Source organism: Agrobacterium sp. RC10-4-1 (assembly GCF_014138475.1).
Lineage (GTDB): Bacteria > Pseudomonadota > Alphaproteobacteria > Rhizobiales > Rhizobiaceae > Agrobacterium > Agrobacterium pusense.
Window position 1 is genome coordinate 231,324 of record NZ_JACJIT010000009.1, and the last position, 16,996, is coordinate 248,319.

24 protein-coding genes and 2 pseudogenes are annotated in these 16,996 nt (G+C 56.6%); 12 read left to right on the forward strand and 14 right to left on the reverse strand.

Going from position 1 to position 16,996, the window contains the following annotated elements:
• Positions 1-27 precede the first annotated feature (27 nt).
• Positions 28-1,053 carry an NADPH-dependent curcumin/dihydrocurcumin reductase gene (gene curA, locus FHW77_RS23210; RefSeq protein WP_044458836.1) on the forward strand — a complete coding sequence of 342 codons (1,026 nt, stop codon included), beginning with the start codon at positions 28-30 and terminating at the stop codon, positions 1,051-1,053.
• Entirely contained in the window at positions 1,050-2,012 is a 963-nt protein-coding gene (locus tag FHW77_RS23215; RefSeq protein WP_044458835.1) for a D-2-hydroxyacid dehydrogenase family protein, read from the forward strand. The genes curA and FHW77_RS23215 overlap by 4 nt, the downstream gene beginning before the upstream one ends.
• Before the next feature lie 109 nt (positions 2,013-2,121).
• Here FHW77_RS23215 and FHW77_RS23220 read toward each other — a convergent pair whose 3' ends face one another.
• On the reverse strand, positions 2,122-2,958 hold the full coding sequence (locus FHW77_RS23220) for an alpha/beta fold hydrolase (RefSeq protein ID WP_044458990.1): 837 nt from the start codon (positions 2,956-2,958) through the stop codon (positions 2,122-2,124).
• 232 nt (positions 2,959-3,190) lie between these two features.
• Here FHW77_RS23220 and FHW77_RS23225 point away from each other — a divergent pair, with 232 nt between their 5' ends.
• The gene (locus tag FHW77_RS23225) at positions 3,191-4,189 is read left to right on the forward strand and encodes a GlxA family transcriptional regulator (protein ID WP_044458834.1); all 999 of its coding nucleotides are present in this window, start codon (positions 3,191-3,193) and stop codon (positions 4,187-4,189) included.
• Positions 4,190-4,326: 137 nt separating this feature from the next.
• Here FHW77_RS23225 and FHW77_RS23230 read toward each other — a convergent pair whose 3' ends face one another.
• The 4 genes from FHW77_RS23230 to FHW77_RS23245 form a co-directional block, all read right to left on the reverse strand.
• Positions 4,327-4,668 (reverse strand): helix-turn-helix domain-containing protein, encoded by a 342-nt coding sequence (locus tag FHW77_RS23230; protein WP_244467006.1) that lies wholly within the window; start codon positions 4,666-4,668, stop codon positions 4,327-4,329.
• Between the two features lie 574 nt (positions 4,669-5,242).
• Entirely contained in the window at positions 5,243-5,599 is a 357-nt protein-coding gene (locus FHW77_RS23235; protein WP_286086119.1) for a hypothetical protein, read from the reverse strand.
• A complete protein-coding gene (locus FHW77_RS23240) occupies positions 5,565-5,831 on the reverse strand; it encodes a helix-turn-helix transcriptional regulator (protein WP_044458832.1) in 267 nt (88 codons plus the stop codon). The genes FHW77_RS23235 and FHW77_RS23240 overlap by 35 nt, the downstream gene beginning before the upstream one ends.
• Before the next feature lie 10 nt (positions 5,832-5,841).
• A complete protein-coding gene (locus tag FHW77_RS23245; RefSeq protein WP_044458831.1) occupies positions 5,842-6,060 on the reverse strand; it encodes a MerR family transcriptional regulator in 219 nt (72 codons plus the stop codon).
• Between the two features lie 33 nt (positions 6,061-6,093).
• On the opposite strand from FHW77_RS23245, the gene FHW77_RS23250 reads away from it, so the two are divergent.
• The 6 genes and pseudogenes from FHW77_RS23250 (at position 6,094) to FHW77_RS23275 (ending at position 9,582) form a co-directional block, all read left to right on the forward strand.
• Positions 6,094-6,336, forward strand: a complete 243-nt coding sequence (locus tag FHW77_RS23250) for a hypothetical protein (protein ID WP_244467005.1) — start codon at positions 6,094-6,096, stop codon at positions 6,334-6,336.
• A 63-nt stretch (positions 6,337-6,399) separates the two neighbouring features.
• A complete protein-coding gene (locus tag FHW77_RS23255) occupies positions 6,400-6,753 on the forward strand; it encodes a hypothetical protein (RefSeq protein WP_064264304.1) in 354 nt (117 codons plus the stop codon).
• Positions 6,754-6,831: 78 nt separating this feature from the next.
• Positions 6,832-8,154: a type II toxin-antitoxin system HipA family toxin gene (locus FHW77_RS23260; protein ID WP_100911567.1), complete on the forward strand. Its 1,323-nt coding sequence runs from the start codon at positions 6,832-6,834 to the stop codon at positions 8,152-8,154.
• Between the two features lie 17 nt (positions 8,155-8,171).
• On the forward strand, positions 8,172-8,450 hold the full coding sequence (locus tag FHW77_RS23265) for a helix-turn-helix transcriptional regulator (protein ID WP_004444391.1): 279 nt from the start codon (positions 8,172-8,174) through the stop codon (positions 8,448-8,450).
• Positions 8,451-8,475: 25 nt separating this feature from the next.
• Positions 8,476-8,813, forward strand: a pseudogene (locus FHW77_RS23270) (ABC transporter ATP-binding protein); the annotation flags it as partial.
• 529 nt (positions 8,814-9,342) lie between these two features.
• Positions 9,343-9,582 (forward strand): hypothetical protein, encoded by a 240-nt coding sequence (locus tag FHW77_RS23275; RefSeq protein ID WP_152625422.1) that lies wholly within the window; start codon positions 9,343-9,345, stop codon positions 9,580-9,582.
• 457 nt (positions 9,583-10,039) lie between these two features.
• On the opposite strand, the gene FHW77_RS23280 is transcribed toward FHW77_RS23275, so the two are convergent.
• The 5 genes from FHW77_RS23280 to FHW77_RS23300 all read right to left on the reverse strand — a co-directional run bounded on the left by FHW77_RS23280 (position 10,040) and on the right by FHW77_RS23300 (position 13,023).
• Entirely contained in the window at positions 10,040-10,699 is a 660-nt protein-coding gene (locus FHW77_RS23280) for an outer membrane protein (RefSeq protein ID WP_044458826.1), read from the reverse strand.
• Between the two features lie 208 nt (positions 10,700-10,907).
• Complete coding sequence (locus tag FHW77_RS23285; protein ID WP_044458825.1) at positions 10,908-11,291, reverse strand: ester cyclase; 384 nt, start codon at positions 11,289-11,291, stop codon at positions 10,908-10,910.
• A gap of 105 nt (positions 11,292-11,396) precedes the next feature.
• Entirely contained in the window at positions 11,397-12,008 is a 612-nt protein-coding gene (locus FHW77_RS23290; protein WP_044458988.1) for a histidine phosphatase family protein, read from the reverse strand.
• A gap of 23 nt (positions 12,009-12,031) precedes the next feature.
• On the reverse strand, positions 12,032-12,598 hold the full coding sequence (locus FHW77_RS23295) for a P-loop nucleotide/nucleoside kinase family protein (RefSeq protein WP_044458824.1): 567 nt from the start codon (positions 12,596-12,598) through the stop codon (positions 12,032-12,034).
• Between the two features lie 185 nt (positions 12,599-12,783).
• Entirely contained in the window at positions 12,784-13,023 is a 240-nt protein-coding gene (locus FHW77_RS23300) for a helix-turn-helix domain-containing protein (RefSeq protein WP_044458823.1), read from the reverse strand.
• Positions 13,024-13,168: 145 nt separating this feature from the next.
• Here FHW77_RS23300 and FHW77_RS23305 point away from each other — a divergent pair, with 145 nt between their 5' ends.
• Complete coding sequence (locus FHW77_RS23305; protein ID WP_152625421.1) at positions 13,169-13,936, forward strand: hypothetical protein; 768 nt, start codon at positions 13,169-13,171, stop codon at positions 13,934-13,936.
• A gap of 101 nt (positions 13,937-14,037) precedes the next feature.
• Here the strand turns inward: FHW77_RS23305 and FHW77_RS26790 are convergent, their stop codons facing one another.
• On the reverse strand, positions 14,038-14,166 hold the full coding sequence (locus FHW77_RS26790) for a hypothetical protein (RefSeq protein ID WP_022562570.1): 129 nt from the start codon (positions 14,164-14,166) through the stop codon (positions 14,038-14,040).
• 191 nt (positions 14,167-14,357) lie between these two features.
• Here FHW77_RS26790 and FHW77_RS23310 point away from each other — a divergent pair, with 191 nt between their 5' ends.
• Positions 14,358-14,591, forward strand: a complete 234-nt coding sequence (locus FHW77_RS23310) for an AbrB/MazE/SpoVT family DNA-binding domain-containing protein (RefSeq protein WP_006700634.1) — start codon at positions 14,358-14,360, stop codon at positions 14,589-14,591.
• Positions 14,588-14,993 (forward strand): annotated as a pseudogene (locus tag FHW77_RS23315) (type II toxin-antitoxin system VapC family toxin). Before FHW77_RS23310 ends, FHW77_RS23315 begins: the two are co-directional and overlap by 4 nt.
• Before the next feature lie 90 nt (positions 14,994-15,083).
• Here FHW77_RS23315 and FHW77_RS23320 read toward each other — a convergent pair.
• The 3 genes from FHW77_RS23320 to FHW77_RS26600 form a co-directional block, all read right to left on the reverse strand.
• Positions 15,084-15,404, reverse strand: coding sequence for a hypothetical protein (locus tag FHW77_RS23320; protein ID WP_004444375.1), 321 nt, complete (start codon positions 15,402-15,404; stop codon positions 15,084-15,086).
• A gap of 483 nt (positions 15,405-15,887) precedes the next feature.
• Positions 15,888-16,343: a pyridoxamine 5'-phosphate oxidase family protein gene (locus FHW77_RS23325; RefSeq protein WP_044458821.1), complete on the reverse strand. Its 456-nt coding sequence runs from the start codon at positions 16,341-16,343 to the stop codon at positions 15,888-15,890.
• A 400-nt stretch (positions 16,344-16,743) separates the two neighbouring features.
• The coding region (locus FHW77_RS26600; RefSeq protein WP_210277054.1) for a hypothetical protein at positions 16,744-16,996 on the reverse strand (253 nt) is incomplete at its 5' end.

Consider the following 16,996-nt stretch of genomic DNA (forward strand, 5'->3'; position numbering starts at 1 on the left):
GGCCCTATTCAACGAGGAACGAACTTTATGATGACGATAAAACGCATTGTGCTGGCAAGCCGCCCCTTGGCAGAACCATCGCATGAAAATTTCCGCCTTGAGGATGCCGAGTTGCGCGAAGCAGCCGAGGGCGATGTCACGGTCCGCGTTCTCTACCTTTCGCTCGACCCCTACATGCGTGGGCGTATGAGCGATGCCAAATCGTACGCGGCGCCTGTACCCATCGACGGTATCATGGAAGGCGAGACGATCTGCGAGGTGGTGAAGTCACGGCACAATGGTTTTGCGCCCGGCGACATCGTGCGCGGGCGGACCGGTTGGTGTACGGGGGCGGTCATCAATGGGGACTTGCTACGAAAGGTCGAGACGCACGGCACGCCGGTCACGACCGCGATCGGCGTCCTTGGCATGCCGGGATTTACTGCATGGAGTGGTCTGAAGTTCATTGGCAAACCGAAGCAGGGTGAGACGGTTGCTGTCGCTGCAGCCTCTGGTCCCGTTGGTTCGATGGTCGGGCAGCTTGCAAAGCTTTACGGGGCGAGGGCAGTCGGTATTGCCGGTGGACCGGACAAATGTGCATTCGTGAAGGATGAACTTGGCTTCGACAGCGTGGTTGATCATCGCTCGGAGAATTTTGTCAGCGATCTGACCGCGGCCTCTCCAAACGGGATTGATGTCTATTTCGAGAATGTCGGAGGACGCGTCTGGGATGCGGTACTGCCTCTTCTAAACCGGTTCGGGCGTGTTCCCGTCTGCGGCCTCGTTTCTCAGTATAACGGTGCAAACTCGTCGCAGGCAGACCGTCTTCCGGCAACGATGTCGGCGATCCTGAGACAGAGCCTTCTTATTCGAGGTTTCATCCAGACTGAATTTGCGGCCGATCATTTCAATGACTTTCTCGCGGAGATTGGCCCAAGGGTCGCTAGCGGCGAGATCAGGTACCGCGAGGATGTCGTTGATGGATTGGAGAATGCTCCCGACGCCTTTATCGGAATGCTGAACGGCAAGAATTTCGGCAAGCTTATCGTCAAAATCGACGGCGTCGTCTCATGAGCCGTCATAACGTAAAACATATCGCGGTTTTGGATGACTACCAGAATGTGGCGATCAGCAGTGCCGACTGGTCGCCATTAAACGACCGTGCCGAAATCACGGTCTTCAATGACCACATCGCGGACGAAGAACGCCTGCTTGATCGTCTCTTGCCGTACGATGCTGTCTGCGTCATGCGCGAACGGACGCCGCTGCCGCGACGTATTCTCGAGCGCCTGCCGAACCTGCGGTTCATCGCAACGACTGGAGGGCGCAACGCCTCAATCGACCTTGCAGCGGCCCGTGATCTCGGCATCGTTGTTTCGGCGACGCGTGCGAACGGATCGGGCGCCCCGGAGCTGACTTGGGCACTCATCCTTGCGGCGGCACGCCATATTCCCACAGAAATTGCCTCGTTTCGGAGTGGTGGCTGGCAAACCACGGTCGGGCGCGACCTTTCGGGCAGTACGCTGGGTGTCATCGGTCTGGGTAGGATCGGCCGCCAGATAGCAAAGGTTGGCCTTGCATTCGGTATGGAGGTGATCGCCTGGAGCCAGAATCTGACCGATGAGGCGGCAGAGGCTGCCGGTGTGAGACGGGTTGGAAAAGACACGCTTCTTCGCGAGTCCGACTGGGTGACGTTGCATCTTGTTCTGTCGGAGCGAACAAAGGGCATAATCGGTCAGGACGAGCTGACGTTGATGAAGCCAACAGCCTGGCTCGTGAATACGTCACGAGGTCCGCTTGTCGATGAAGGAGCTTTGATCGCTGCCCTGGAAACCAAGAGGATCGCAGGTCTTGCAGTGGACGTATTTGATCATGAGCCTTTGCCCAGTAATCATCCGCTTCGGACTTTAGGCAATGTGATCGCAACGCCTCATATCGGGTTTGTTACCGAAAACTCATACCGGATTTTCTATCGAGATACCGTGGACAATCTCGTCGCATGGCTAAACGGAGCGCCACTGCGGATTTTGTGAATTTCCGACGCGGTCCTTGCTTCCTGTCCCGCGACCAAGTGACGCCATCTCACCTTGCCCAAATAAAATGCGGCCGAATGATCGGCCGCATTCTGATGTCGCAAAAGTATCAGCCCTTGATGAAGGCCAGCAGGTCGGCGTTCAGCACATCGGCATTGACGGTGAGCATGCCATGCGAGAAGCCGGGATAGGTCTTCAGTGTGCCGTTTTTCAGCAGCTTCACCGATTTCAGGGCGGAGTCGGCGATCGGAACGATCTGGTCGTCTTCACCGTGCAGAACAAGCGTCGGAACGCTGATATTCTTCAGGTCATCGGTCTGGTCGGTTTCCGAGAAGGCCTTGATGCCGTCGTAATGGGCCTTTGCACCACCCATCATGCCCTGACGCCACCAGTTCTGGATCACGCCTTCATGCACGGTCGCGCCGTCGCGGTTGAAGCCATAGAACGGGCCTGCCGGGACATCACGGAAGAACTGCGCGCGGTTTGCGGCAAGCGATGAGCGGAAGCCGTCGAAAACCTCCATCGGCAGGCCTTCCGGATTGGCTTCGGTCTTGACCATGATCGGTGGTACGGCGGAAACGAGAACGGCCTTGGCGACACGGCCAGCGGGTTCGCCATGCTTGGCGACATAACGGGCAACTTCGCCGCCGCCGGTGGAATGGCCGATATGCACGGCATTCTTCAGATCGAGCGCTTCAACGACGGCAAAGGCGTCGGCGGCGTAGTGGTCCATGTCGTGACCATCGGCAACCTGGGCGGAACGGCCATGACCACGGCGGTCATGGGCGACAACACGAAAACCCTTGGAGACGAAGAACAGCATCTGCGCATCCCAGTCATCGGACGAGAGCGGCCAGCCATGGTGGAAAACGATCGGCTGGGCATCCTTCGGGCCCCAGTCCTTGTAGAAAATCTCAGTGCCGTCCCTGGTTGTTACGAAACCCATGTCAATTTCTCCTTGTGCTGAATGGTTACTGGAAGGGGTCTGCGAGAAGGCGATCGTCGGAATGCCCACGCTGGCAAGCGCGATGCTACCGATCAGTACGCTGCGTCTCGACACGAAAAACCGATCTGCATCAGATGTCATACATATCTCCTGTCGAGCTTTGTCTTTGAATGCCCTTGGTTGTTGACTTGAACAAGCTAGCGCCATCCGCTAACACAGGCACGTGGCGTAAATGACTTTCTCAGAGGCAAAAGTGACAAATCTCAAACCGGTCGACTTCATCGAGGTGGGATTGCTGATCTATCCGGATTGTCAGCTGGCTGCGGTCTACGGACTGACGGACTTATTCCGTGTCGCCGGCGATTGGGCGACGGATTTGCAGGAACCAACAAGCCTTCGAAAAATCCGTGTCAGTCACTGGACGGTTGAGGATGGTGCGGTTTCCTGCACCTGGGATTCGGAAACCGGAGCATCGCATTCGTTGAGCTACATCATCGCGCCACCGAGCATCGTCATGCCTGAGAAGATGCAAAGCATGCGGCCTGCATCAAAATGGCTTTCATCCCAGCATGCACTTGGTGTGACTGTCTGCTCGATCTGCGCCGGAGCTTTCGTTCTCGCTGAAACGGGGCTCATCGATGGACGGCGCGCCACAACCCACTGGGCCTTTGCCGAGAGACTTGCCGAGCGATTTCCCAAAATAGACGTTTTGCCCGATAACATGATCATTGACGATGGTGACGTGATCACCGCCGGCGGCATTCTGGCTTGGGCCGATCTCGGCCTGCTTCTCGTTGAGAAGCTTCTTGGGCAGACTGTAATGCTGGAGACAGCACGCTTTCTGGTCGTGGATCCGCCTCGGCGCAGCCAGAGCCAATACAAGACTTTCATCCCGCGATTTGATCATGGCGACAAAGAAGTTCGCCAAATCCAGCATCAATTCCATGCAGCGCCAGAGCTGCAAAAATCGATCGGGGAACTGGCAGACAGCGTGCATCTTTCAGAAAGGACACTCCAGCGTCGCTTTTTACGTGCGACAGGATTGAAACTGACGGAATATCTTCAAAACGTGCGCATCATGAAGGCGCGGCAATTGCTTGAGACGACGAATGGCTCGGTCGAGAGCATTGCCTGGGCGGTCGGCTATGCTGATCCGGCAGCATTCCGAAAAATATTTGGCAGGTTAACGGGAGCGACGCCGAACGTTTATCGTGGCGATGTGCGACTGTGATCAAGCTTGTGGGCGACCAACTTCCTGTTGCGGACCGAGGTCCCGTCCCGTGGATGCCGAAATCCACCGTTTCGACATCAGCCCATCTTCAGCAATGTGCCTGTTCGGGCAAGTCTCGTCTGAACGGCGCAAACGGGTCATGTGGAGGTAGCCTTTGCCTTCTTCTGACGAAGCGTTTTTCCGAATTTCATCCGATAGGCACGCGCAAGCGTGGAGGGCGAGGAAAACCCTGTGCGAAAAGCAATTTCATAAAGCGACAGATTGGTTTCCACCGCGAGTGCGCGGGCATGAGAGAGTCTGATCTGGCTGTAGTACTGGCCCGCGGACATGCCAAGATATTGGTGAAACAGGCGATCCATACTGCGCTCTGAAACCGCAACACGGTCGGCAATGATGGGCAATCTGAGCGGCTGTTCGGCGGTTTCACGCATTACGATGATGGCACGCTGTAAGGCTGTGGGGAGGCCATGATCGCTCATCCTGCCGGCGAAGCGTCGCGCTAGCCCCCTTATACTAGGTTACAGCGTGAGCCCGCTGTCGATGATAGTGCTGACCGCTTGTTGGCCTGATTGAAGGCCAACGACGGCGACAAAACGCCAGACCGAGGTCTCTGAGCAGCGTTGACGCTCTGGTGGGCGGCAAGGCCTTTGTCCAAACGGGTGAGACGAACGAGGAGAATGACCGCTGCCAAGCCGGACGCTGCCAGCACAGCCGCAATTGCAATCTCTTTCAGCGAATGGCGCCCCAGAGGACGGAAAATCTGCGGACCCTCGCCACTGCTGCCCCCAAGCCCGTTGCCGTTGATCTCGGCCACTATCGGGGCACATGGCTGGAAATCAGACGAATGCCGACGCTTCTGCGCCTTTGAAAACGATCGACGGTCTAGGCCAGAGCCAGACGGACCAATTTTTTGTCTATGATGACTCAACTAGAGAATGGTGAGTTCTAGCGTATATGACCAACTTGTCAGCCGCGCCGGGCGTGCCGCTGCGCTTCATCTGGCTAGCTTCGATTTCGGATTTGCGGATCTTCTTGAACGGCAGGTCGCCCACGTTAACGCAATAGCGATTGAGGACGCTTTTCTTGTCTTTCTGCGTGGCCGGAGACTGGCTTTGCAACGCCTTGGACCGATAATAGTCTCGACAGCCAGCGAACCGAGCCGGGCTCTAGGCGCGAAATCGGCACGGCTTTCTCGCCACGATCGCCAGCCAGCACGCGGTGATACTCTTCCGTAAATGCCTGGGTGATGCTGCCGGCCTCGTCCAGATATGCGGACGTCATCCGGTACTTGGGCATGCCTGGCAGGCGGAGATAGAACCGTTCGTTGCCGTGCCGATCGATATCCCGCGAGCAATATTTGAAGGGGACGCGCTGATTACCCGACCGCATGATCAAACGGGTTTTCGCCATCGTCTTCATCTCCGCTCAAGCCCTGTTCTTTGATGTCGTACCAAGACGCCCGGATTTCCTCGGCATCCCAACGGCGCAACGCGCCGATCTTTACACCTTTGGGCATCAGGCCACGGCGAACCCAGTCGTCAAAGGTGCCCGTCGAGACGTCGAGAAGTTCCGCCGCACGGACGCGGCTGACCGCAACCTTGTAAATGGGCCGTGGGGCCAGCGCTTCAGCTTGCTGCTTCATGTGCCGCTCCTCACGCTCTGGAGGTGCTGTCAGCAAGCGCCAAAGCCTTCTGCTTGGGCTCGACCATATTCGCCGCAAGATACTCATCCACGGCGTTTTCGGGCGGAAACAGGCTTCCGCCGATCCGCACATGACGGATTTCCTGCTTGGCGATTAGGTTCCGGATGCGTGCGACCGGCCATCCAGAGCGGTCAGCGAGTTGTTTGCGGGACAAGAGTTGCGCCTGCATTGGAAATTCACCTCCAACTGATGATAGAATGATATGAATCCGAAAGAATCCCATCAATCTCAAAGCGGCCAACGAGAGATCCCCGTTCGCGTGCTGCGCTCGCTCTACACAAAGTTCAACGTCAATCCAGTCTGGATGATGACCGGGGAAGGCAGCCCCTACAATCGTGACACGGTTGATCTCTATCACGAGGTCACGAACCAAGTTGATGCCTTTATCGTACGGGAAAACTGTCAGGTGGAACCGGATAAGCGCTTGAAGCTCATCCGGTTCTAATCGACTACGCCGAACAGCACGGCGAATTCACAGAGGAAATTGCAGAAAAATATCTGAGGTCATATGAGTAAGTCGAGCTTTGAAAAGAATATCGAACAGGGTTTCTACGCGATTGGACGCCAGCGTGATCAACTGGCCTCCGAAAAGCGAAGGTTGGCGAGGCAATTGCGCTATGCCCAACATTCGGCCCGGCTTGCGAGCCTTTCAAAGCAATACGGTTTCGGAATGGTCTTCTTCGCTGCAATGGGAGCCGTTTCGCTCATCCTGTTCGACGCAAACAGCGGCTCCGAAGCTTGGATGACACCAGTGCTCAGCCTGTCGCTCACTCTGTTCGCGTGCGGCAGTGCGTTGCGTGGCCGGAAGATGGTCAGCCGGGTAAGAACCTTTAACGACCGCTTCGGTAGCTGGCAGTTCTGACCGCAATTATTCAACCCACTTTAATGGGTTGAATAATTTCTAAAAATGCATTATTTGAACCATTGAAAGGGTCAATTAATGCGTCTAACCCTCCAAATCCATTTTGACGGTAAGTGGCATCACGCCGCGACATTGGAACTCAAGGACGACGCGGCCGGCTTCCAGGGCGCGTCCATCGTCGATTATGATCTCGACTATTTCGTCACTGTCGCATCGGCGGAGTTTGCGGCTGGAAAAATAGTCCGCGACCATCGCGCCTTGTCAGTTCGTTACCCCGTCGATCTCGAAAACCGATATAGCCGCAACTGGCCGCCCTTCCTCTTGGATCTTATGCCGCAGGGGCATGCAAGGCGAAAGCTTGCCGAGCACCTCGGCCTTGCTGAAGGCTCGCGCGCCTCTGATCTCCCGCTGCTTCTGCGATCGGCGACTGGTGGCATAGGCAATATCCGCATCAAAGAAGCGGCGGATGCCGAAGTGCAACGGCTGCGTGGTGTTGAGCGCCAAGGGGTGACAGAAGCGGAAATCCTTGAGCGGTCGGATCGCTTCATGGAAGTCGCTGACCGCTTTGGAATGCTGGCCTCCGGCTCAAGCGGCCTGCAAGGCGAATGGCCGAAGGTCTCTATGACGCAGGCGAATGACGGGCTCTATTATCCCGACAGCTTCGTGACCGATGATGAGGCCGTGCGCCACGTGATCGTCAAGCTGGTCCGCAGCAACGAGCCTATAGACCGCCTGATCCTCGAAGGCGAAGCCCTCTATTCGCGGATCGCTCAAGAGATCAGTCTGAATGTTAGCGAACCCTCGGCCTATGCCGAAGGTGTCCTGATCATTCCCCGGTTCGACCGGAAGAACAAAGAAGGCGTCGGAACCGTCAGGCTGGGCCAAGAAAGCCTAGTGTCCGCGATCGGCGTTGCCGATTTCGGCCATGTCGGCACGCATGAGGCCTATATCGACGTTCTGCGCCAATATTCGGCTGATCCATTTGCAGACATTGTTGAATACATAAAGCGCGACATCGCCAACCTGGCCCTCGGCAATCCCGACAATCACGGTCGGAATTCTGCACTCAGCAAGCATCAGGACGGCACGATCCGCCTGTCTCCGCTCTTTGATTTCGCACCAATGCGGCTCGCCAAGGAGGGAATAGTTCGTTCCACCCGCTGGGCGATAATGCGTGACGGCGGTCGCGATCATCTTCCCGACTGGAAGCACATTTGCGGCGAACTGATGCCTGATCCTGCTGACCATAATGCGGTCGCGGCTGAGCTTTCCGTGTTTGCCGAATACCTCCGGCAAACACCGGCTATGGCGAAAGATATGGGTGGGTCTCCGGAAGTTCTAGAGCGTGCAATGGGACGCTGCATTGAAATCGCGGAGAGCGTTCTGGCGGCGTGCCAGTGATGCCGGAGGACAGCTGAATGGCTCGATGGAGAAAGCCAACGAAAGAGGAAATTCTTGAGAACCGGCGAACACTGGCGGAACGCGCTCGAAAGGGCGACTTAAGGTTACCTGAGGCTGTTGTTGAAATCCGAAGAGGACTTGGTTTAACGCAGGACGAATTCGCCAAGACGCTATCGCTCACCAGGCGCCAGGTTGCTGAAATAGAAGCCGGGGCGGCGAATCCAACGCTTGAAACTTTAATGAAAATTGGCCGATTGTTCGGATTTGCTGTGGGATTTATTCCAAAGGCGCAATAGGAGCAGAATTTTCAGTTTGCCGCATCGATCAAAAGTTGTGCTTTATCGTGTTTGGAATATCGATTCACTACTGAATTCTGCCGGGGGATCCGCACTCGACAGCGAGTCCGAAGCTGCCATTCAGGAAAAGCTGAATCTGGTAATGGAAGGCAAACGGTGATCGCCATTGCCCACCGTTTGTCCACCATCGCCAGCATGGATCGTATTATCGTCCTTGACCACGGCCGGATTGTTGAAGAGGGGCGGCCCGAGGAACTGGTCGAGCAGGATGGGTTGTTTGCACGCCTGTGGAAACGCCAGATCGGCGGGTTCATTCCAGAGGATGAGGTAGTGACGTCGGAGGCGGTGGTGGACCAAAGCTGAGAGTGGAGAGCTTTGTCATTTGTAAAGAGGTTACGATGAAAACCGATTGGAATTCGGCGACCGCACTTTTGCCTGCATTGCGGCCGATCGGTTTTACACTGAAATGATAGATCGCCATGCCGTCTCCAGCTAAAATGCGCCAGCTGAAGAACCCTGCGCCGGTGCCGGGGCTCGGTCGCCAACTTCGGCGCAGATCCCTCCCGCAGGGAGGCGGTTTTGCTTGCAACAAGGGTGCAACTCGTAAGTGCGCCCTTATCGAATTCAGTCTAACGGGACGGGGACGGGTGGCTATCTGCAGATCTGCAGCAGCATGTGTTGCGAGCTGACCCTGCTACCCTGCATCGAGGGGAAAAGCTTGTTGTCTAGCGTGGATGATGCGGGCAGGTTTGGAAGGGGGAAGGCAAGAGCGGGAGCCAGGCCGGGGCGCACAAACACCGTCATAATGAGGGGCTGTGAAAGCCCAGGGCCGGCAGTGCCGATCGTCGCCACAATAGTACAGGCAGAGCAAACGCCCGGCGGGGAAACAGATGTGTCCGACGATGCCTCGAGGCAAATGCAGGTGATGATGGAAGAGGCTATGGCTGCCGGCAGTGAACAGGATGGCTGGTCGCCTTGGGCAAAGCTCGGTCTTTTGCTTGCCTGCATGAGCCGGGTTTCGATACGCGCCACTTCGGCTTTGCAGGACCGGGCGCTTTCGTTGGTGCCCGCCGACCATAAACATCAGACGCTGTTGCGAGGGCGGTTATCTGCTCAGGGTGAAGCTTGTTGACGAACGAGCGCGCTTCAGCGTGCGAAGAAACCCGCGATGGCGCGTAAACCGGCTGCCCTTCGGATCGAGGAACTGGAGGCACGCAAGCGTTCGCAGATGGCAAGGCTTGCGGCTCAGGAACAACGGCTTGATGTACGACACAAGATGCTGCCGGGCACATGGGTGATCAGCGAACTTCGGAAAGCAATCGCGAACCGGACGTGCAGATTCTGCGGGATCTCTTGGGGCCTGTCAGAGATGGCACTACGTGACGATCGAAAACTGCTTGAGGAGTTGCACAACGGAGAACGACGGATGAGACTGGTTGAGCGTTGCCAGCGGCAGAAGGAGCGTGTCAAGCCGGGTCCGGTCCGGTCCGGTCCTGACCTGACCTGACCTGACCTGCATGATCAGCCATTGTCCATAACGAAAAAACCCGGCACGATGGCCGGGCTTTTGCTGTTGCTGTCCGGGTGGATCAGAACTTTACGCCGAGGCCGACGCGGATTGCATGCTGGTCGACATCCGCGTTGATTGCAGCGCCACCGAAGTTGAAATCCTTGTCGCCGAAGTCGGTGTAACGGTACTCAACGCGTCCGAACACCATGTCGGTAAATGCATAGTCGAGACCAACGCCGACGGTGTAGCCGTTGAAGGTTTCCTTCACGTCGGCAATGCCCGGAACTTCCGCGTAGCCGCGAGCATAGGCCCAGCCTGCGGTACCGTATACCAGGGCACGGTCAAATGCGTAGCCGACGCGGCCACGAACCGAACCCTGCCAGTCAAACCCGTAGTCGAAGCCCGTGCCGAGAATGTTGGCGGAATCATCGCCCCAGTTCTTTTCGAAGTCAGCCTCGAGGCCAACGACCCAGCTGTTGCCAAGGTCATAGTTGAAGCCGACGAAGCCGCCGGCGAGAGCGCCGTCGAAGTCTGCGGACGTTTCGCCGGGAAGGCCGACGATCGAAGCGTCATTGTTGTTCCAACCGTAACCAGCCTGCACACCGGCGGTAAATCCGGTCCAGCTGAACAGCGGCGCAACCTCTGCTGCCGGGGCTGCAGGAACTTCTGATACGGCATCGGCAGCCATTGCAGTCGATGCCGCGAGCACGAATGCGATAGTCGATACGATTTTCTTCATAGTCGCTGAACTCCCTTACATGAGAGATCATTCATATGCTTTTTGCCTGAAAAATGATGTAACTTTTGTGCAACGCCTGCGATCCGTGCAGCGGTCTGCATAAATTCGAGGCTGCCCGGGCGCGGTGGGAAGTCGCTTGCGCTCGCGCGCGTCAGGGTAATATTACGGACCTTTGCCGGCCGCGGATGTCTTTGCAAGGCCAGGGCTCTCAGCCAAGTTGACGTTCGATTGCGGGCTTGTCGATCACCGACCAGACGCTGCGGATTTTCATGTTCTCAAATTCGTAGAACACATGCTCGCAGAACTGAATCCTCCTGCCATTGACCGGAAGGCTCATGAAGGTGGATTTGGGCGTGCAATCGAACGAAAGCCGGGCGGCAACCCTTGTCGCGTCGCTGACAAGGATCTCCGCCTCGAACCGCAGGTCGGGAATGTCGGCAAAGTCGTTCTCCAGCATGTCGCGATAGCCTGACAGCCCGAACGGCCGGCCATTGTGTTCGACATTGTCGGCGACGAAGGTGCCGAGTTCATCGAAAGCCTGGCGGTTGAGGCAGTCGAGGTAAGCCAGATAGATGTCCTGAAGTGTCGGCATGTGTTCTCCGTATCGATCGAAGGTCAAGCGTGTTTCGACGCCGGGGGACGAAGTCAGCAGTTTGCGCGACGCTCGCAGTCCGTTGCGACAGCGAACTGTGCCCCGTCACTGATCAGGTGCAGCTATGGACGGGGAATCGGTAACGAGTTCGCAACTGCTGTCATGCAGTCGCCAGAAGCCGTCCTGGGGAACGGGAAGTGCGAGCATCTCCCGCTTCGAAAGTCCGAGAAACACGCCGCGAAGGATCCGCCCGAACAGACCATGGGAAATGGCGATTGTCGGATGCCGGATATCCGAGATCCATGACGTCGCGCGCTTGCAGGCGTCGTTGAAACTCTCACCGTCTGGCGCCCTGAAATACCAGTCGAAAGCGTTGGACCCGTCAAGATGCCCGGGAAACTCGTTGTCGATCTCAAATCGCGTCATGCCGTCCCAGGAGCCGGTCGTAACCTCAACCAGTCTGTTATCTTCTATATAAGGGAGCGGCACCTTTGCCTTTATGCGTTCCGCGGTCTGGCGCACTCGCCCAAGCGGACTGATCTGCATCTGGAACAACTGGTCATCGTTGCAGAGCGTGTCGCGGAGCAGGTGAGCTACATGATCCGCCTGCTCGATGCCACGCTGCGTGAGCGGTGAATCCAGTTGCCCCTGAAACCGGCCAAGAGAGTTCCAGACGGTTTCGCCGTGACGAAGGAGGTAAAGGGTCGGTACAGCCACGTTTGTTTCATCCTGCACGTTCGTTATCGATTACTTTCATCCAAACTATCGATACGGAAACGTGCCGATTGCAGCGCATTGATGGCCGACTGCAGAGCCTGATCCTTGTCCTTGCCAGACACTTGTAGGACGTGGTGCTCAAAGGCGCCGAGATCGGCAAACTGCGAGTGGAGATCGGCCACGACATTGGGGTCGCTCAGGCTGCCGCCACCCCGGGCCACACAGCGTTCGATTGCCTCTGCCGGTGTTGTGCGCAGAACGATGTAATGCAGCGGCCGGGCAAGTGCTGTAAGGGCCGGCAGCCAGTCCGGTCGCACGACGCCGTCAAGGATCACAAAGTAACCCGCCCCGGCGTAGCGACCGGCAACGTCGGCGGCGATCTGCATGATCATGCGGTTCTGCTGATGGGATTGCGGTAGCCATGGATCGATGCGGCCATGCTTGATATATCCCCATAGGTCATCGCTGTGGAAATGCACCTTTGGCACACCAGGCAAATGCGCGAGCGCTTCGGCGACGGTCGATTTGCCGGAGCCGGGATGGCCGGAGAGAAGGAGTATGTGGCCGGAAAGGTTGTTATAAATGGTCATTGCGCAATCCTTCATTCCACCGGATCGATCGTCAACCGCCTGCTGCCGATCTCGCTGTTTGCGTGATAAAGAGTGCGCTCAAAAGTCTGATATGGGGCAATTTAGGGAAAGGATCAGGTGCAATTTCGCTCTTTAGCGAAGATGCTCGCTCGGTGCCGTAACTCGCCGTTATATGTGTAGGCGATTTACGACGACGGAATGTAATCGTCTTTGTTGACGAGAACACCAAACGTGACGTCGTTGTCGACGAACTTCACGCCGGCTTGTTCTAAAACAAAGCGTATATTCTCGATCGTTGATTCCTTGAGGTCCTCACCTTTTTCTAGGCGGACTAGGGTGTTTGTCGATATTCCGGCGTGTTCCGCAAGTTCGACAATTCCCCATCCTAACGCGGCACGCGCCATCCTTACTTGAACAGAAAACATGAAAAATCGCCATAATTTAGCGAAAAATATTGCTTCGCTATCAATTCCAGTTACTATCAGATGTCTGCGTTATGCAGGCGGCCGAGTCAGGCGTCCTACCGCCTAACCCGACCTGACCACAATCTAGCTAGCTGGAGCTTGGATCATGGCTGATTCTGAGAATAGCAGAACTTTACCTAAAATTTCGTGCGCAAATGCATTCCCCAACGAGACGTTTGTCGACAACCTGCCAAGCGTGATCAACCGGCGCAATCTTTTGCCGCTGGCGGCACGGATCCTGCCGATGCTGCTTAACGATCTTCCCTCGCGCACCATTGCCGGACCGGTGCATGCCAAGGAGCTGTGGCCGGACTGGTACGACATGTATCGGCAGCGCCTTGCCGCCGAGCGCGAATGCCAGGAACTCGAGGCGCGACTGCTGGAAGAAACCGGCGGTCGTCCTTCCGTCGTGATAACCGTCGACGATGGCGGGACGTCGGTCTGTACCGTATCCTCTTTCGAGGAGATCAGGGAACTGGCGCCGCGGATTGGCACCGATGCGGCAGAGAGCGCGCGTCTGGAGTTGCTGAGGCTGAGACGGAGATGGAATGCGGCCGACCGTCGTATCGGCTACAGCGCAAGCCTTGCGAAGGCGCAGGATCTTGCCCGGTTCGAGGGCATTGCCGGGCGCGTCCTGATTTCGCTGCAGCCCTACTACATCCACGATATCGCCGCCAAGCTTCATTGCATGCTGGTGATGTACGATCCGGAGCTTCGCAAGGAAGAGACCCCCTGGCCGGAACTGCGCCGCATGCTGCGTGAACTGATCCAGCCTTACTGGTCCGTGATTGAGCCGCAGTCGCGTATCCGCCTGCTGCGGCCGAAGACGCGCGAGAGGCGGTTTCGGGAGGGAAGGGGCAGGATCGCCGTGTAAGCGGCGTGAAGGGCTCGGTAGGGCGCGGCAACGGTCTTTGGTGACCAGGTCGTCGCCGGGCCTTTGGCGCCCTGCGGCGGCGAGACAGAAGCACGCCATGCCTATGCGGCAAGGCCCGTTACCAGATAAGCCGACAGCAGAAGCAGGGTGATTATTGTGAAGAATATCAGTCCTGCCGCCAGTTCATCGAACCGGCCGTCGCGTTCATTGCGGTCCCAGTCGTAAGCCATAGCCAACCTCCATCGTTGCTGTGAGAGAAGGGTGGTCCGGTATGGTTAATGAAGTACTAATCTGCGCAGTGGGAAAGTTGTCGGGTATGATCTGGTGGCTGGGCGTTGGTGACTGATTTCATCGCGAGATTGGTTGAAACAGAGGCACAGAAGTAATACCATCTTCTACGCCGGTATTACGGGAGTTTGAGATGGCAACAACGGTAACGGCCAAAGGGCAGGTCACCATTCCAAAAGCCGTACGTGAGCTTTTAGGGATTTCGCCAGGAAGCTCGGTCGATTTTGTTCGGGCCCCCGATGGAAGGATAGTTCTCGTCAGGGCAGACAAGAAACAGCCACTCACGCGTTTCGCCAAGCTGCGCGGACATGCTGGTGAAGGTCTGGGTACCGACGCCATCATGGCGCTGACCCGTGGTGACGAGTGACGCTTGTCGATACAAATGTCCTGCTTGATCTTGTGACGGACGACCCGGTTTGGGCCGACTGGTCGATTGAGCAGCTCGAGTTGGCGAGCGTTTCGGGTCCGCTGTTCATCAATGACGTTGTCTACGCGGAACTATCTGTTCGATATGAGCGGATAGAAGAACGTGATGCTTTTGTTGATTAGGCTGGGCTGAAGTTCGGCCCTTTCCCTCGCGCAGCGTTATTTCTGGCGGGAAAGGCCTTTACCAGATATCGCCGCGGTGGCGGCACCCGTACCGGTGTTTTGCCTGACTTTTTTTGTCGGCGCCCACGCGGCAATACAAAACTTTCCCTTGTTGACGCGAGATGTGGCTCGTTACCGATCGTATTTTCCAACGGTCGCTCTGACCTCGCCTGAAGCGTAGGAATGCGCGAGTCTTAGCATTTGTGATTACTCACCGGTTTCAGGGGCGGTTTCGGCTCTGGTGCCGCCGGTCAGGCGAGCTGCAACGCTTTCAACCGGCAGGTTGGACAAGGCTGATTTCGGTTTTGCTGTCGAGGACGATATGCAGGTCCCGGATCATGGCGGCTGCTTGAAGTAGGGCGTTTCGCACTTCCTCATCGCTGCGCCATCCGCGTTCTACCGAGAGTGCAACGGTGTGGAGATCAACGAGACTGTCACGGCCAGGGCCGGATGGAATACCGATTGTTTCGCGCATGTCGCGAATTGTCGTGACGGCCCGTTCGAGCATACGCCGCTTCTGATAGCCGTCGAGGTAATCGAGCCTGTTGGCGTCGCGAATGAGTTCGGCAATGAAGTTGTTGGTCTCGGTCATTGCGTGAGGTTGCCGGGTCGGCTGACGGGCGTCAATGGAAGACCCTGAAGGTGAGCTTCTGGCCCCGAAGTTGGCACCGGGCTGTGACGCCGATGCATCACGGTGCGTGGGGCCCCGAGGCGGGGATTTTGTCACGGTTTTCCTTTTTAGTCCCTCTTTATCAGGGCCTTGATGAATTTCCGGAAGTTAAATTTGAGGCACGCATCATGCACCTGCTAGCCGCGATATCTCCAATTGGTGCCAACGCTGCTCGGGACCGAGCTTGATCCTGGTCTCCCGTTGGGACGATGGGAGCACACGCGGCAATAGAGGGCGAAGGGCCGGCATGTCTCCCCCGGGAGTCTCGGGAAAGCTCCTCGATCCCGGATCTGGATGCCCTGAAAGGTGGCGAACAGGTCAGATTAGTCGTAGACAGGCTCTAACCCAACTGAGGACGTTCAGTTACCGAGATCCCGGGTCGTCGAGCTCGACAAGCTGCGTCACTCATACCGCACCTTTCATGGCGGCATCGCTTGCCAGTTCGATTTTTCCATTATCCTCGCCATCCCAGAACTCGATCGTGCGTGCCGACACCTTGATCAGAACTATACGTGGTGTGTCGGCGCCCTGCGGAAACCACCTGTCCAGTCCACTCGTCCAATGGGCGTCGAACTCGGCCCTGTCTCTGATCAGGCTCGCCTGACCGTTTACAGAAACAAATATCCCAGGTTTGCCAAGAATACCGGGTGGAGCAGTGAAAGTCAGTGTAACCGATGAGTCTTTGTCTATCTCCTGGACTTTCTTCGTGTCTTCATAGGAGAAGAACCATGAGTCACCATCATATTCCACATCGCCGTTGTTGCTCATTGGTCGACTATTGATCTGCCCGGCGGGATCGTGTGTGTTGAACATGCAGAAGTCGATCTTGCTGAGTTTCCTGGAGAGCTCGCCCATCTTCATTGGTCAATCCTTTTCTTAAATCACGAATTCAACCTTTTTCTACGTCTGAGGTTCCGCCGATCGAGTGCATGACCGCGATACGTGAGAAACACGGGCTCCTCGCGAGCCGAACGGCAGCTCGCCGAGTGTCGGGCGGAGGCAGCACTCGACACTTATGCGGAAACTGAAGAGACGATAGCAAACTAGTTAAGGAAGCCGGCCTGGATTCACATTCACAAGCCTTGCATCTGGCCAAGGGCAAGGATCTGCTTTTCAACCAGTGCAGCACGATGCGCCCCCTCCAGTCTGGCCATCGGGTAGATCCATTTAACGGGGACATGCGCGACTGCCGTAATTCGGAGCCTGCCCAGATCCTCTTTGTGCAGGTTTGCGGTCGCGAACCGCTTCGTCAAAGCTTCCGTTATTGCGGTGACTTCCTGAACTCAAGCGTGGGTTCCTTGAGCCCGGAGCGGCCGAGGCTGCCGTGAGGACCGGTATTCGGGTCGTTGCTTGCCAAATATTGTTCCAGACGGTACTCGCCTATCACCTGTCCACCTGTCCACCTGTTGACTTGTTCTCTTGTTCTCTTGTTCTCTTGTTCTCTTGTTCTCTTGTTCTCTTGTTCTCTTGTTCTCTTGTTCTCTTGTTCTCTTGTTCTCTTGTTCTCTTGTTCT